This is a genomic window from Streptomyces sp. RB17, assembly GCF_009604455.1.
Taxonomy (GTDB): Bacteria; Actinomycetota; Actinomycetes; order Streptomycetales; family Streptomycetaceae; genus Streptomyces.
In genome coordinates this window covers 1-12,608 of record NZ_WEGL01000003.1, presented here as the reverse complement: position 1 = coordinate 12,608, position 12,608 = coordinate 1, and the positions used below count along the sequence as shown (strand labels likewise).

Here is a 12,608-nt window from a genome sequence, read left to right as displayed (position 1 = left end):
CCGCCCGTCCCCGTAGTCGCTCAATCCGCCTCCCGGCCGTCGTACTGGCTGCGCGCCGAGTCGCTCACCCGGATCAGCAGCGCCACGATCGCCCAGTTGGTGACCACCGACGAGCCGCCCTGGGCGAGGAACGGCATCGCCATGCCGGTCAGCGGGATCAGCCCGGTGACCCCGCCCGCGATCACGAACACCTGCAGCGCCAGGATCGAGGCCAGCCCGACCGCGAGCAGCCGGCCGAAGGGCTCGCGCAGGGCGAGGCCCGCCCGGTAGCCGCGCTCCACCAGCAGCGCGTACAGCAGGACGATCGCCGCGAGCCCGGCCAGCCCCAGCTCCTCGCCCGCCGTGGCCAGGATGAAGTCCGACTTGGCGGCGAAGCCGATGAGGATGGAGTGCCCGCGCCCGAGCCCGGAGCCGAGGACGCCGCCTGCGGCGAAGGCGAACAGCGACTGGGAGAGCTGGTTCGGGCCCTGCCCGGCCTCGATGGTGGCGAAGGGATGCAGCCAGTCCTCGATCCGCTGGTTCACATGCGGCTCCATCCGCCCGACGGCCACCGCACCGAGGACGGCCAGCAGCACGCCGACCGCGATCCAGCCGGTCCGCCCCGTGGCGACGTACAGCAGCACCACGAACAGCCCGAAGAACAGCAGCGAGGTGCCCAGATCCCGCTCCAGGACCAGCACGCCGACGCTCAGCAGCCAGATCGTCACGATCGGCCCGAGCACCCGCCCGGTGGGGAACTGCAGCCGCCACAGCCGGCGGCCCGTGTACGCGAGTGCGTTGCGGTTGGCGGCCAGGTAGGCGGCGAAGAACACGGCGAGCAGCACCTTCGCGAACTCGCCCGGCTGGATGGAGAATCCGGCGATCCGGATCCAGATGCGGGCGCCGTTGATCGCCGGGAACAGGATCGGCAGCGCGAGCAGCCCGAGCGCGGCGGCCACGCACACGTACGCGTACCGCTGCAGCGCCCGGTGGTCGCGCAGCACCAGCACGACACCGATGAACAGAGCCACCCCGAGCGTGGACCACACCAGCTGGGCCGGGGCCGCCTGGCGGTTCGGGGTCTCCAGGTCCAGCCGGTAGATCAGGACCAGCCCGAGCCCGTTGAGCAGCACGGCGATCGGCAGGAACAGCGGGTCGGCGTACGGAGCCCGGATGCGCACCACGAGATGCGCCAGCAGCGCGAGCACACCGAGCCCGGCGCCGTAACCGACGGCGCCGGGCGGGACGGTGCCGGTCCGTCCCAGCCCCACCGCGCAGTAGCCGTACACGGACAGCAGCACGGCCAGCACGATCAGGGCGAGTTCGATGCCACGGCGCCGGGGGAGGCGTGCGACGGGTGCGCGAGCCTGCGCCGCCGCCACGGTGGTTCCGGCCTTGGTCATGCCCGGAACCTACCCAAATAGGGCCTCTTGTGTGCTGGGCGCGCCCCGAAGGGGCGCGGGGAACCGCGCGAACAACCACACACGACCCGCGCTCCGAAGACCGCCGGTGGTCCCTGGCTCTACCGGCCCTCCACCACAGGCAGGATCAACGTGGCAACGGCCCCACCGTCGACCGCGTTGCCGAAGAAGAGCCTGGCCCCCAGCACCTCCGCCTGCCCCACGGCAATGGTCAGCCCCAGCCCGTGCCCGGTGGCCCCACCCTCCGTACGGAACCGCTGCGGCCCATGAGCGACCAGGTACTCGGGATATCCGGCGCCGTGATCACGTACGGTGACCACGGCTCCGTTCACCGTCAGTACCACCGGCGGCGCCCCGTGCTTGTGCGCGTTCGCCACCAGATTCCCCAGCACCCGCTCCAGCCGCCGCCGATCGGTCTCCACCCGCGCGTCCGCCAGGACGCGCACCTCCGTGTCGGTGCCCGAGGCCCGCACCACCCGCCGGGCCAGCGCGCCCAGCTCCTCGGTGTCCACCGCCGGCTTCTCCCGCCCGGTGTCCAGCCGGGAGATCTCCAGCAGGTCCTCGGTGAGGGTGCGCAGCGCCGCCACCCGGTCCCGCACCAGCTCCGTCGGCCGGCCCGCAGGCAGCAGTTCCGCCGCCGCGTGCAGCCCGGTCAGCGGGGTGCGCAGCTCGTGCGCCACGTCCGCGGTGAACCGCTGCTCGCTCAGCAGCTTGCTCTGCAGGCTCGACGCCATGGAGTCCAGGGCCGCCGCCACCGCGGCCACCTCGTCCTGCGGACGGGACGGATCCTTCGTACGGGGGTCGTCGACGCGCGCGTCCAGGTCGCCCGCGCTGATCCGCCGGGCCACCCGGGCCGTGCCGTGCAGCCGCCGGGTCACCCGGGTCACCGCGAACACACCGACCAGCACCGTCGCCCCGATCGCGAGCACCGACGACCACAGGATCGAGTTGTCGAGCCCGGCGATGGTGCGGGACTGCTGGGAGTAGTCGACCGCCACGGCCAGCGCCCGGTGCCCGGCCACCGGGCCCGCCGCCCACATGGTCGGCCGCCCGTGGTCGCTGGAGACCATGGTGCCGCGCTCGCCGGCCGCCGCCAGCGTCCGCAGCGGCGCGGGCAGCCCGTCGGGGTCCACCCCGGCGTTCGGCAGCAGCGAGTCGCCGGCCTCGTACGCCTCGGTGGCGTCCGCGAGGCGGGACAGGGCCGTGCTGCGGGCCTGGCCGACGGTCTGGTTGGTCACCGAGACATGCACCAGGACGCCCAGCAGCGCGGCCAGGGCACAGCACATCACGGTGATGAACGCGGCCGCCTTCACGGCGAGCGGTCCCGCCCAGCGGGGGAGCGCGAGCCTCATCACACGCTCGCCGAGGAGGAGGCGGACGGGGAGACGGCGGAGGAGGCGGCGGCGGACGGGGAGGCGGCAGGCGAGGCGGACGGCGGGAGGGAGGGGGAGGGCGAGGGCTTCTTGACGCGCCGGCCCTTACCCGTGTGCAGGTACTCGTCGCGGGAGAACACCATCGCGCGCTGACCCGGGTCCCACACCCAGGTCGTGCGGTACTCGTAGCCGGAGATGTCGGCCGGCGAGCGCTCGATCAGCGACCGGCCGGCCAGCTCGACGCCGAGGATCGCGTCGTTGTCGGCCAGCACCTGCACCAGCCTGTGCTTCTCGACGGTGTAGACCCGCACGCCCGTCTGGTTGGTCGGGTAGAGCCGGAAGCCGAGCGTCATGTCGTCCCGGCCGTCGCCGGTGAGGTCCCGGTAGTACGGCGTCAGCAGCGGGCAGCGGGCCCGGTCGCCGCCCGGCCGGCAGTCCTTCAGCCGGTCCACGGTCGCGTGGTACGCCCCCTTCGACCCGTAGTCGTCCGGATGCGCCTTGATCTCGGCCGCGACCACGTCCACCGGGTCCACCGCGCGGATGTCGTCGCGGGGGACCGTGATGCCCTTGACGACCTCCCGGGTCGCCACGGCGTAGGGGTAGGCCGGGCTGGACGCCGGGCGCAGGCCCGGCCAGAGCCTGGCGGGGCTGACGGCGGTCGCGGTCGGGCCCGCGCCCCGCAGCTCGCCGGTGTCCCCGCAGGCCACCGCCGTCACCGACAGCAGGGCGACGGCGGCCGCGGTGAGGGCGGTGCGCGCGGGACGGCGGGCTGGCACGGTGCTCCTGGGGTGTCGGGGGTCGAGGCCCCGTACACCTTATTCGTAGACGAGGAAAATTCTTATGTAAGTCGTACGTAAGTCCTTTTTGCGCCCGTGGGGGGTGGGTGAGCGCTGGGAGAGAGGCTACTCGGCCAGCTCCTCCAGCAGCCGTACCGTCGTCAGGCCCGCGCGCAGGTACTCCACGAACAGCTCGTTGTGCAGCGCCCACGCCGAGCGCCGGGCCCGGATCAGCCGGATCACCTCGTCCGGTGCGGCGTGCCCCCGCTGGACCAGCGCGTGCGCGACGACCAGGCCCGAGCGGTTGTACCCGTGGTAGCAGCGCACGAGCACCCGGCGCCCCGAGTCCAGCGCCTCGTTCGCCGCCCGGGCCAGCCGGATCACCCCGGCGAGCTGCGTCCCGTCCAGCGGGCCGTCCGGGATCGGCCACACATGGTGCTCGACCCCCGGATCGGGGCCGTACCCCGGCAGCCGCAGCAGCGTCTGCACCACATCGAACTCATCACGTACGACAGCGAGCTCCGGCCGTCCCGAGCGGCCCCGGAACTCGTGCCCGCCCATCCACAGACCGGGCACGATCTCGTTCCAGGGGCTCTCCGGAGCCGGTACGTCGGGCTGCTTTCCGCGGATCCGCAACGGCGCCTCCCCAACTCCCCCTCGCGGGGCCGCCCTCCACGGTAACCGGTCTTGCCCCAGGAGCACCCCGCCTGTTCCCATGGTCGAGGGGTGATGGCGCATGAGCGCACTGCGCGTGGTGCCGGCCTATCGGCACGGCCGGGAGCGGCTGTACGTCTGCCGCCCGGACGGAAGCAATGCCGCCTGGTACGACCGTGAGACGGGCCGGGTCAACCTGCTGGGCGAGGACAGCAGGGACGACGTACTGGAAGCCCTGAAACCGTTCCTGACCGGCCCGGTGACCGTGGGCCCGCCACCGGTGCCGACCCCCGCGGAACTGGCCCGGCTGGCCCTGCACCCCGACGACGACCTGGCGCCCAACCGCCCCGGCGAGGCCCTGCTCGTCGCCCTCGACCGCGACCCCGGCCCCGCCCACCGGCTGCGCCCCGACCCGCGCCGGCGCGCCCTGGCCGCCGAGGAGACCGTCGGCGGGGCCCTGGACGCCCTGGAGGGCGCCGGCTGGCACGCTCTCCACTCCGTCCCCCTCCCCGGCGGCGACCGCATCCACCATCTGCTGCTCGGCCCCGGCGGCCTGTACGCCGTACATGCCCTGTACGCCCGCAAGTCCCGGGTCCTGGTCGCCGACCCGATGGTCACCGTCGGCCGCCGCGAGGCCGAGCCGCTGCTGCGCCGGCTGCGCGCGGTCGCCGACCGGGCCTCCTACGCCCTGACCGCCGAGGTGCGCCCGGTCCTGGCCCTGGCGGGCCCGGCCGAGGTGACGGTGCGGGTTCAGCCGAGGACGGTACGCATCCTCCAGGACACCGAGCTGGCGGGCCTGGCCCGGTTCGGCGGGGTGCTGAAGCCGGCGGACGTGGAGGCGCTGCACGGGATGGCGCGGGACCGGAACACGTGGGGGAGGGTGTAGCTCAGGGGAGGGCGGCCGCGGTCTCCGGGGCCAGCAGGGGGGCCATGAGGTCCCCGAGGTCCTGCAGCCGCGGCGCGATGTCGCCCGCCTGGAACTCCAGCTGAGCGGGGTCACGGCAGTCGGCGACCTCCTCCCAGCTCACCGGCGCGGACACCAGGGGGGCCCGGCGGGCGCGCAGCGTGTAGGGCGTGGCCGTGGTCTTGCGGGCCGCGTTCTGGCTCCAGTCGACGAACACCTTCCCCGGCCTGAGGCTCTTCGTCATCCGGTGCACCACCAGCCGCGGCATCGCCCGCTCGGCCTCCACCGCGAGCGCCTTCGCGTACTCGCTGGTCCGCTCGGACGAACCCCCGCGCACCGCCGCCAGCAGATGCAGCCCCTTCGACCCGGCCGTCTTCGGGTACGCCTCGACGCCGTCCGCCGCGAGCCGCTCGCGCAGCCACAGGGCCACCTCGCAGCAGTGGACGACGGTCGCGGGCGCGCCCGGGTCCAAGTCGAAGACCAGCCGGTCGGCCTCGTCCGGGGTCTGCACCAGCCACTGATGGGTGTGGAACTCGGTGACGAGATTCGCCGCCCAGACCAGGCTCGCCAGATCCTGCAGCACCACCATCCGGGCCGGACTGTCCGCCGAGGACCGCGGCACCTCGGCGGTGGTGACCCACTCGGGCGTACCGGGCGGAACGTTCTTCGTGAAGAACAGCTGCCCCTCCGGACCGTCCGGATAGCGCAGGAAGGACACGGCCCGGTCGCGCAGGTGCGGCAGCAGTACCTCGGCGCTGGTCGCGTAGTAGTGAACCAGTTCCGCCTTCGTGAAGCCGGTCTCCGGATACAGCACCTTCTCCAGGTTGCTGAGCGCAACGCGCCGTCCCTCCACCTCTGTGATTGGCGTCATAGGATGACAATCCCAGACATAACGCCGAAAGTGACGGTGTCGGCTCAGGGAAGGGAAGGGTGCGGCACGTGCGGTCCATATGGAACGGCGCCATCTCCTTCGGGCTCGTCACGATCCCGATCAAGCTGGTGAACGCCACGGAGAGCCATGCGATCTCCTTCCGCCAGATCCACACCGAGGACAACGGCCGCATCCGCTACCGCAAGGTGTGCGAGCTGGAGGACCGCGAGGTCAGCCAGTCGGAGATCGGCAAGGGATACGAGGACGCCGACGGCACGATCATCCCGATCACCGACGACGATCTCTCCCACCTCCCCATCCCGACGGCCCGCACGATCGAGATCGTGGCCTTCGTCCCGGCCGACCGGATCGACCCGCTCCAGATGGGCGCGGCGTACTACCTCGCCGCCGGCGGGGCCCCCGCGGCCAAGCCGTACACCCTGCTCCGCGAGGCCCTGAAGCGCAGCAACAAGGTGGCCATCGCGAAGTACGCCCTGCGCGGCCGCGAACGCCTCGGCATGCTCCGGGTGGTCGGCGACGCCATCGCCATGCACGGCCTGCTGTGGCCGGACGAGGTCCGCGCCCCCGAGGGCGTCGCCCCCGACGCCGACGTCACCGTCCGCGACAAGGAACTCGATCTCGCCGACGCCCTCATGGACACCCTCGGCGAGGTGGACCTGGAAGACCTCCACGACGAGTACCGGGCGGCCCTGGAGGAGGTCATCGCCGCGAAGGCCTCCGGCGAGGCACCCCCGCAGACCCCGGCGCCGGCCGCCGGCGGCAAGGTGCTGGACCTCATGTCCGCGCTGGAGAACAGCGTGCGAGCAGCCCGGGAGTCCCGCGGCGAACCGGCGCCCTCCGCGGGCCCGGCCGAGGTCAGACCCCTGCCACGGAGGGCTGCCCCCAAGGCGGCGGGCGGCAAGAAGTCGACCTCCACGGCGAAGAAGACACCCACCGCCAAGAAGGCGGAACCGACCCGGAAGTCGACGTCCAGGGCGGCTCAGGGGGCGAAGACGACGTCCAAGGCGGCTCAGGGGGCGAAGAAGACGACGGCGGCCAAGTCGACGACGACGAAGAAGACGGCGGCCAAGAAGACGGCGTCACGCAAGCGGACGGCGTGAGGAAGGCTCTCCACCCCGCCCGAGGACGGCCAGGACATCGGCCGCATGCGCGTTGAGCCCCGTGGCAGCGCGTGCCCGTGCGGTCCTCCACTGTCGTCAGTGAGTCCGGGCCATCGTGTCCTGGAGTGCGAGCGCGGCCGAGAACAGGAAGCGTGAACTGGAGGCCGATGTTTACTCGCTGGCGGCCACTGGATGCAGCACGGCAGCCGCCTTAGCCATGCTCACCCGTGATGGCTTCCGCGACGCTGAAGACCGCATCGCACTCGGCGCACTGTGCTTTGCCGAAAACGTAAGTCAACTTATGCGCGACATCGGTCTGGCCGTCTGCGAGTGCGCGACTGTGGAGTCTTTGGGCCAGCCCCTCCAGGGCTGAGGCGGCCGCAGGCTGCAGCGGCATCTTCTTTGCGGCGGTCTCGTTCATGTACATGCTGTCCGTGGTTGAGAAGAAGCCGTACTCGCCGAAGGCTATGAAGTTCTCTGTACTGCATGAGGGGCAGGGGACTTCGTATTCGTCGTCGTTCAGTCCGTCGAGCTGTTCGCCCCACACTTCGACCCCCTCGAAGCTGAGGAGTGCGGCCAGCAAGTAGACGTAAGTGCCTGAGTCGTCGCCGAGGGCCGGTTCCCGGAGAGCTTCCTCGGTCAGTTGCACCAGGTCGGACATCTCCGAGGGGTAGGCCACGTGGGGATCTTCATCGCCAAATGGCTGATCAACGCCGGCCACAATGGCGCCGGCCAGGCAGAGCGGCATCTGCCGGTCCACAGGTGACCACCGGCGTGCCATGTCCCGCAGGGCAGGCAGGGCCGCGTAGCTTGCTGAGTAGACGGTGCCCTGATGACACAGCCGGGACCAAAGTTCGGTCCAGCCTGAGTCCTTCGGGGCCGGGCTCACAGCGTCGAGCAGGCCGGGAATGTCTTCTGCCGTGCCGTAGGCGTGGTGAAGCTGGGACCAGTCCGTCATGTCAGCGATCTAAGCAGTTGGGTGCCGCGGACTTCACGGCTGGGGCCGCGCCACTCGCCCTGCCGTGAGGTCAAGCCAAGCCCAGGGCCAGATCCAGTCAGCAACCTGCGACGATGCTTCAAGATCCCGCCCACGCCTCGTCCACAGCCCCGTCACACGGCTACGTCCGGCGGCGTACGTCTGCGTGTACGAGCCGCCGTCCCGGCGCGGGGCCCGGCAGTGGTACGCCGGACGCCTGCGCCTCGGGGCCAGAATGTGGTCAGCCCTGCTTGGCGAGGGCCGGGACGAAGCGGGCCGCGTCGATCGTTCCGACGCCGGTCGCCATGTCGTAGCCCTTCACCGCGGTGTAGCCGGTGACTCCCGCGTAGCTGTTGTTCGTGCCGTCCTTCACGTCCACGATCCCGGTGGACGGGTTCGACGACGACTTCGCGTACAGCGAGTACAGCGCCTGGTGGATGTCCCCCAGCCGGTGCCCGGCAACCTGGTCGGCCAGGGCCACGATTCCTGCGAAGAGCGGGCTGGCCTCGCTGGTGCCGACGTAGACCTCCCAGCCGACCCGCTTGGGGTCGTAGCTGGAGTACACCCATCCGCCGCCCTTCAGCGCGGCGGACATGGAGACGTCCGGGGTGCTGCGGTGATTGCCGGCCACCCCGTTCTGATACGAGGGACGGGCGAAGACGTGGGACTGGCCGCCGCCGCCGGCGCCGTGGTCGTTGTAGACGCTGTCCGGCGCGGTGCGGTTGCCGTTGCCGTCCAGGTGCAGCTGGGTGCCGCCGACAGAGACCACCAGGGGGTCGTCGGTCGGCCAGGCGTTGACCCTGTACGGATAGGTGCTCTGGCCGTTCGCGGTTGTGTCGGTGGGTCCGCTGTCGCCGGAAGCGTCGGTGACGGTCACACCGTGCTTGGCCGCGTCCTTGAAGGCGTACCGCAGGTTCTGGATGCTGGAGAAGTCACCCTTGCCGAAGCCGGGGAAGTTGTTCTCCGCCACGCCCCAGCTCTGGCTGATCACATCGCCCACGCCGCGGTCGATGAGCGACTTCTCGGCGTCCATGACCTCTTTCAGGCCGGTGGTGCCGTCCCCGATCCGGCCGACCCCGGTCTCCGCCAGGACGATGTGCGCGTCCGGGGCGACGGCATGGGCCATCTCCACGTCGAGGGTGGTCTCCCCGGCCCAGCCGAGCTGGTCGGCGTCGCCGGGGTCGAAGCGCGGGACGTTGCCCCACTTGACCACGTCGACATGGGTGCTCTTCATGCCGAACCGGGCGCTGTAGACATCCAGGTCCTTCTGGATGGTCGGCGAGCCGAACGGATCCACGATCACGATCGTGCGCCCCTTGCCGGTCACTCCTGCCTTGTACAGCGGGTTCAGGTTGTACGCCTGGCGGTACTGGAGCGCGTTGTAGCAGTCGAACCCCCACTTCTCCCGGCACTGCGCAGTGGTCATCAGGCTGCCGGGCGCGCTCTTCGACTGCTGTCCGGCCGCCGGCACGGGCTTGACTTCTTGCGCCGGTTGCACGGGTGCAGCGACGGCGACGGAACCAGAGAAAAGCCCTGCTATCGCTGCGAAACTGGTGAGGCTGGTGACCCAGGCTGCGGCGACCGCAGTGCGCCGCCGCGCATGAATCCTGCGCATAGATGCTCCTCGTAGTGGACTAGACCACGCTCGGCCGTGGTCTGCGATCCCACCCCGAGGCCGTCCATGAGGCAAGGGATTGCCCCTGTGTGGCTTGTCACTGCTTCGTCCGCTTCGATCACCTATGTCCATGCCGAGCGTGTCCCGCACGGCCTGGGCAATCCATCGAGGACGTGTATGCCGGCCTGGTTGTCGCACGGCTTCAGTCCGGGTGGCAGCGGGACCCTCGCGTGTTGGGCTGGCTCCTGCGCATTCGTGACTGGTTCAGTGCCCGCTGTGTCGGTTTTATGAGATAGCTCGGCTATGACCGCTTCATGAGATACATCACGGTCTGGCCAAGGCGGCACGGGCGAGCGTCGCTGCCTCGGTGTACCGGCCGAGGAAGGTGGCCTGATGGCTCATCGCCGACAGGATGCTTCCGGCAAGGCGCCGGTCGTTGGCGTCCTGGGCCAGCCGGAGGGCTTGAAGGAAGTAGCGCTGGGCGAGTCCGCGATGGCAGGCGTCGTACGACATCCAGCCGGCGAGAAGGGTCGCCTCCGCCACGGTGGAGTAGAGAGCCCTCCCCACGGCGTCGCTGTAGCTGCCACGCAGCAGCGGCACCACCTCGGCACTGAGGTACTGGATAACGGACCGCCGGGCGTGGTCGCCGCCGAACTGGTCGTCGAGTCTGGCGAACATGTCGGCCGTGGTCTTCACCGTTGCCACGTCCCCAAGTCCCACACGCAGTCCCACCGGCCGACCGGATCGGGGCGCCGGCTCTGGTGCCACCAACCATCGTAAGGACGCTTCGTTCCACGCTGGCTCGGACGCCTCGGACTGCAACAGCGGCTCGTACCGGTTCAGGTCGGCGCTCCATAGCCGGTCAACCGAGTTGATCGCAGCGTCAGGGCTGTCGGGGTAGCTGGCGTCCAGAAGCACGGCCTGCTCTCTGCCGTCCTGTTCCAGCCCCAGCTCATGTGGGCTGGCGCCGTATGCGTCCCCGAGCAGAGCGCCGTAGAACCCCTCCGGCACGCTGTGCCCGTTCTCCCAGCTCGCGATGCGCCGCTTGATGCTGTCGTCCGTGGGAGCTGGTGGCCGCGCTTGGCTGCGGCCTTGCGTAGTTCCCGTACCAATCGCAGTTGGCTCCAGCCGAGTTCGGTTCGGGCCCGGCGTAAACGCTCGCTGACGGGATCCATAGGAGACGGCCGTTCCCTCCTCGTGGCAGTGCAAAGGGGGTGGTGTGTGGGCCTTGACCATCACGAACGTACGCGATTGACAACCCCGTTGGCAGCGGCGAACGGGATTTGTCGCCACCACTTCGGGACGACGGGGGGTGACGGGCCTCCGCGCCACACGTCATCCCTCGTCACCTGTCGTCATCTGCCCTGGTCAGTGCCAGTCGCCGACCCGAGGTGGGAAGAAGACGTGCAAACGATGACCAAGCGAGGCATCGAGTGGCTGTCGGCAGCGGCGGACGACCCGGTGATGTGCCGGGCGCTCTGGGCGGACGACCCGCGCAGCCCGTCGATGATTCCCGCCGGCCGCCTCTTCGACGTGGTGTCGGTGGAACAGCGGCTCGGCCTGGAGACGTTCGATCAGACGTGCCGCCGAGAGTTGCCCTGCGGCCCGGTCATGGTCGACCGTCGGGCCCGCAGGGTCGGCTTCTTCCTCAGCTCCAACAGCCGCGACTGGTTCACCTACTTTCTCAGGCGTGAGACCAGCGAGCCGCCGGAGTACCGCTACCTCGGTCTCAAATCAGTGGTGGTGGTGCCGGGTCCCATGCCTTTGAGCGGCGACCGCTACGAATGGCTCCGTGCCCCGGTACGGCGCCCGGAGGCCGATCCGCTCCGTCCGATCGCCCTGGCAACAGTGCTTGTTGCCGCCGCCGAGCTACTGGCACGCGTCGACCGCTACGGCGATCGGTTCAGCTCCGCCGCTGACGCCATGGCGGCCTACCCGGAGGAGTCGACTTCCGGTGCATGAGCAACCCCGCGGCCGCCTTGACACAGCGCGCTGGTCCCCGCTGGAAAGCGACGGCTGGTACGCCGCTCGCGATGCGACTACGGCCCTCCGCGACGCCTTGATCAGCGCGGGCATGGAGCGCGACTTCCCCTACCTGCGCGCCGACCTGAACGCCTTCGGCCACGGCTTGGTCGAACTGGGACGTGTTTCGCCTGCAACTGCCGAGCACCTGGCCGAACTGCTGCGCCTGGCCCTGGTGAGTGCCGCCGAGCCTCGCCGCGACACCGAGACTGACCACGAGCCGGGGGCAGCGAACTCATGACAGACCGACGCGGAGTAATCGCCCCACGCGCCGAGAACTTGACGGCCGGCGTGAGCTACGTCCGAGGCTGGGGCGAGGCTCGACGCGGCGCCGACCGCCTCGCCGGACAACTCGCTGCGCTGGGGCTGGAGGCAGACTTCCCAGGGCTCGCAGCGGACGTGAATGTGCGCGGTGACGGCCTGGTCCGCCTCGGCACAGTGCGTCCTGAAGCGGCCCTGCTCCTAGCGCGGCTCATCCAGGCCGGCTCGGAGGCAAAGAATTGTGAAGCGCGTCCCTCGGCGCCTGCATCCGCCTGACCCGAGCCACGCTCCCACAGTGAGGATCTAGACAGTGGCCTGCTGCCGGCCGGGACCGGCGCCTCAGCGCCGCAGCCAGGACGACAGCAGGCCACTTCTGTTGCGCCACCAGGCTGGGAAGGCCAGGTGCTCTAGGGCTCATTGCCGGACCGACCTGCGGCGGAGGCCGTGGGGCTAGGCGAAGTCACGAAGATCGACCCAGCCCCAGGGGCCTCGGCGCTGCGGCACTGATGCTGATCGGAAAATCGATGTGCGGGAGGGCAGGCGGCAGCATCCGGGCCGCTTGCGGACCGGATGGCGTGAGACGGGAGGGTCAGGCTGATGCTGGGCTGAGCGCGACTTGGTGGCCGAGGGCCTGG

General features: G+C 70.5%; 12 protein-coding genes. 4 read left to right on the top strand and 8 right to left on the bottom strand.

The window, feature by feature from the left end; genetic code table 11:
- Positions 1-20 precede the first annotated feature (20 nt).
- The 4 genes from SRB17_RS13665 to SRB17_RS13650 form a co-directional block, all read right to left on the bottom strand.
- Entirely contained in the window at positions 21-1,382 is a 1,362-nt protein-coding gene (locus SRB17_RS13665; protein ID WP_153538432.1) for an FtsW/RodA/SpoVE family cell cycle protein, read from the bottom strand.
- Positions 1,383-1,501: 119 nt separating this feature from the next.
- The gene (locus SRB17_RS13660) at positions 1,502-2,752 is read right to left on the bottom strand and encodes a sensor histidine kinase (RefSeq protein WP_153538430.1); all 1,251 of its coding nucleotides are present in this window, start codon (positions 2,750-2,752) and stop codon (positions 1,502-1,504) included.
- On the bottom strand, positions 2,752-3,549 hold the full coding sequence (locus SRB17_RS13655; RefSeq protein WP_323375446.1) for a hypothetical protein: 798 nt from the start codon (positions 3,547-3,549) through the stop codon (positions 2,752-2,754). Before SRB17_RS13655 ends, SRB17_RS13660 begins: the two co-directional genes overlap by 1 nt.
- A gap of 126 nt (positions 3,550-3,675) precedes the next feature.
- A complete protein-coding gene (locus SRB17_RS13650) occupies positions 3,676-4,185 on the bottom strand; it encodes a protein-tyrosine phosphatase family protein (protein ID WP_194294003.1) in 510 nt (169 codons plus the stop codon).
- 100 nt (positions 4,186-4,285) lie between these two features.
- Here SRB17_RS13650 and SRB17_RS13645 point away from each other — a divergent pair, with 100 nt between their 5' ends.
- The gene (locus tag SRB17_RS13645) at positions 4,286-5,089 is read left to right on the top strand and encodes a nuclease-related domain-containing protein (protein ID WP_153538428.1); all 804 of its coding nucleotides are present in this window, start codon (positions 4,286-4,288) and stop codon (positions 5,087-5,089) included.
- A 1-nt stretch (position 5,090) separates the two neighbouring features.
- Here the strand turns inward: SRB17_RS13645 and ligD are convergent, their stop codons facing one another.
- On the bottom strand, positions 5,091-5,978 hold the full coding sequence (gene ligD, locus SRB17_RS13640; RefSeq protein ID WP_153538426.1) for a non-homologous end-joining DNA ligase: 888 nt from the start codon (positions 5,976-5,978) through the stop codon (positions 5,091-5,093).
- Between the two features lie 68 nt (positions 5,979-6,046).
- On the opposite strand from ligD, the gene SRB17_RS13635 reads away from it, so the two are divergent.
- On the top strand, positions 6,047-7,099 hold the full coding sequence (locus tag SRB17_RS13635; RefSeq protein WP_323375443.1) for a Ku protein: 1,053 nt from the start codon (positions 6,047-6,049) through the stop codon (positions 7,097-7,099).
- Positions 7,100-7,310: 211 nt separating this feature from the next.
- Here the strand turns inward: SRB17_RS13635 and SRB17_RS13630 are convergent, their stop codons facing one another.
- The 3 genes from SRB17_RS13630 to SRB17_RS13620 form a co-directional block, all read right to left on the bottom strand.
- Positions 7,311-8,057 (bottom strand): hypothetical protein, encoded by a 747-nt coding sequence (locus tag SRB17_RS13630; protein ID WP_153538423.1) that lies wholly within the window; start codon positions 8,055-8,057, stop codon positions 7,311-7,313.
- A 259-nt stretch (positions 8,058-8,316) separates the two neighbouring features.
- Positions 8,317-9,546: a S53 family peptidase gene (locus SRB17_RS13625; protein ID WP_323375442.1), complete on the bottom strand. Its 1,230-nt coding sequence runs from the start codon at positions 9,544-9,546 to the stop codon at positions 8,317-8,319.
- Between the two features lie 468 nt (positions 9,547-10,014).
- On the bottom strand, positions 10,015-10,395 hold the full coding sequence (locus SRB17_RS13620; protein ID WP_228396066.1) for a hypothetical protein: 381 nt from the start codon (positions 10,393-10,395) through the stop codon (positions 10,015-10,017).
- Positions 10,396-11,103: 708 nt separating this feature from the next.
- Between SRB17_RS13620 and SRB17_RS13615 the strand changes: the two genes are divergently transcribed.
- Both SRB17_RS13615 and SRB17_RS13610 read left to right on the top strand, forming a co-directional pair.
- Positions 11,104-11,652: a bifunctional DNA primase/polymerase gene (locus SRB17_RS13615; protein WP_153538419.1), complete on the top strand. Its 549-nt coding sequence runs from the start codon at positions 11,104-11,106 to the stop codon at positions 11,650-11,652.
- Positions 11,645-11,953 carry a hypothetical protein gene (locus SRB17_RS13610; protein ID WP_323375440.1) on the top strand — a complete coding sequence of 103 codons (309 nt, stop codon included), beginning with the start codon at positions 11,645-11,647 and terminating at the stop codon, positions 11,951-11,953. Before SRB17_RS13615 ends, SRB17_RS13610 begins: the two co-directional genes overlap by 8 nt.
- Positions 11,954-12,608 lie beyond the last annotated feature (655 nt).

Bases quoted from the DNA above. Each gene is read 5' to 3' on its own strand.
- SRB17_RS13630 (WP_153538423.1), bottom strand. From the start codon at position 8,057: ATGACGGACTGGTCCCAGCTTCACCACGCCTACGGCACGGCAGAAGAC.
- SRB17_RS13645 (WP_153538428.1), top strand. From the start codon at position 4,286: ATGAGCGCACTGCGCGTGGTGCCGGCCTATCGGCACGGCCGGGAGCGG.
- ligD (WP_153538426.1), bottom strand. From the start codon at position 5,978: ATGACGCCAATCACAGAGGTGGAGGGACGGCGCGTTGCGCTCAGCAAC.
- SRB17_RS13615 (WP_153538419.1), top strand. From the start codon at position 11,104: ATGACCAAGCGAGGCATCGAGTGGCTGTCGGCAGCGGCGGACGACCCG.
- SRB17_RS13665 (WP_153538432.1), bottom strand. From the start codon at position 1,382: ATGACCAAGGCCGGAACCACCGTGGCGGCGGCGCAGGCTCGCGCACCC.
- SRB17_RS13660 (WP_153538430.1), bottom strand. From the start codon at position 2,752: ATGAGGCTCGCGCTCCCCCGCTGGGCGGGACCGCTCGCCGTGAAGGCG.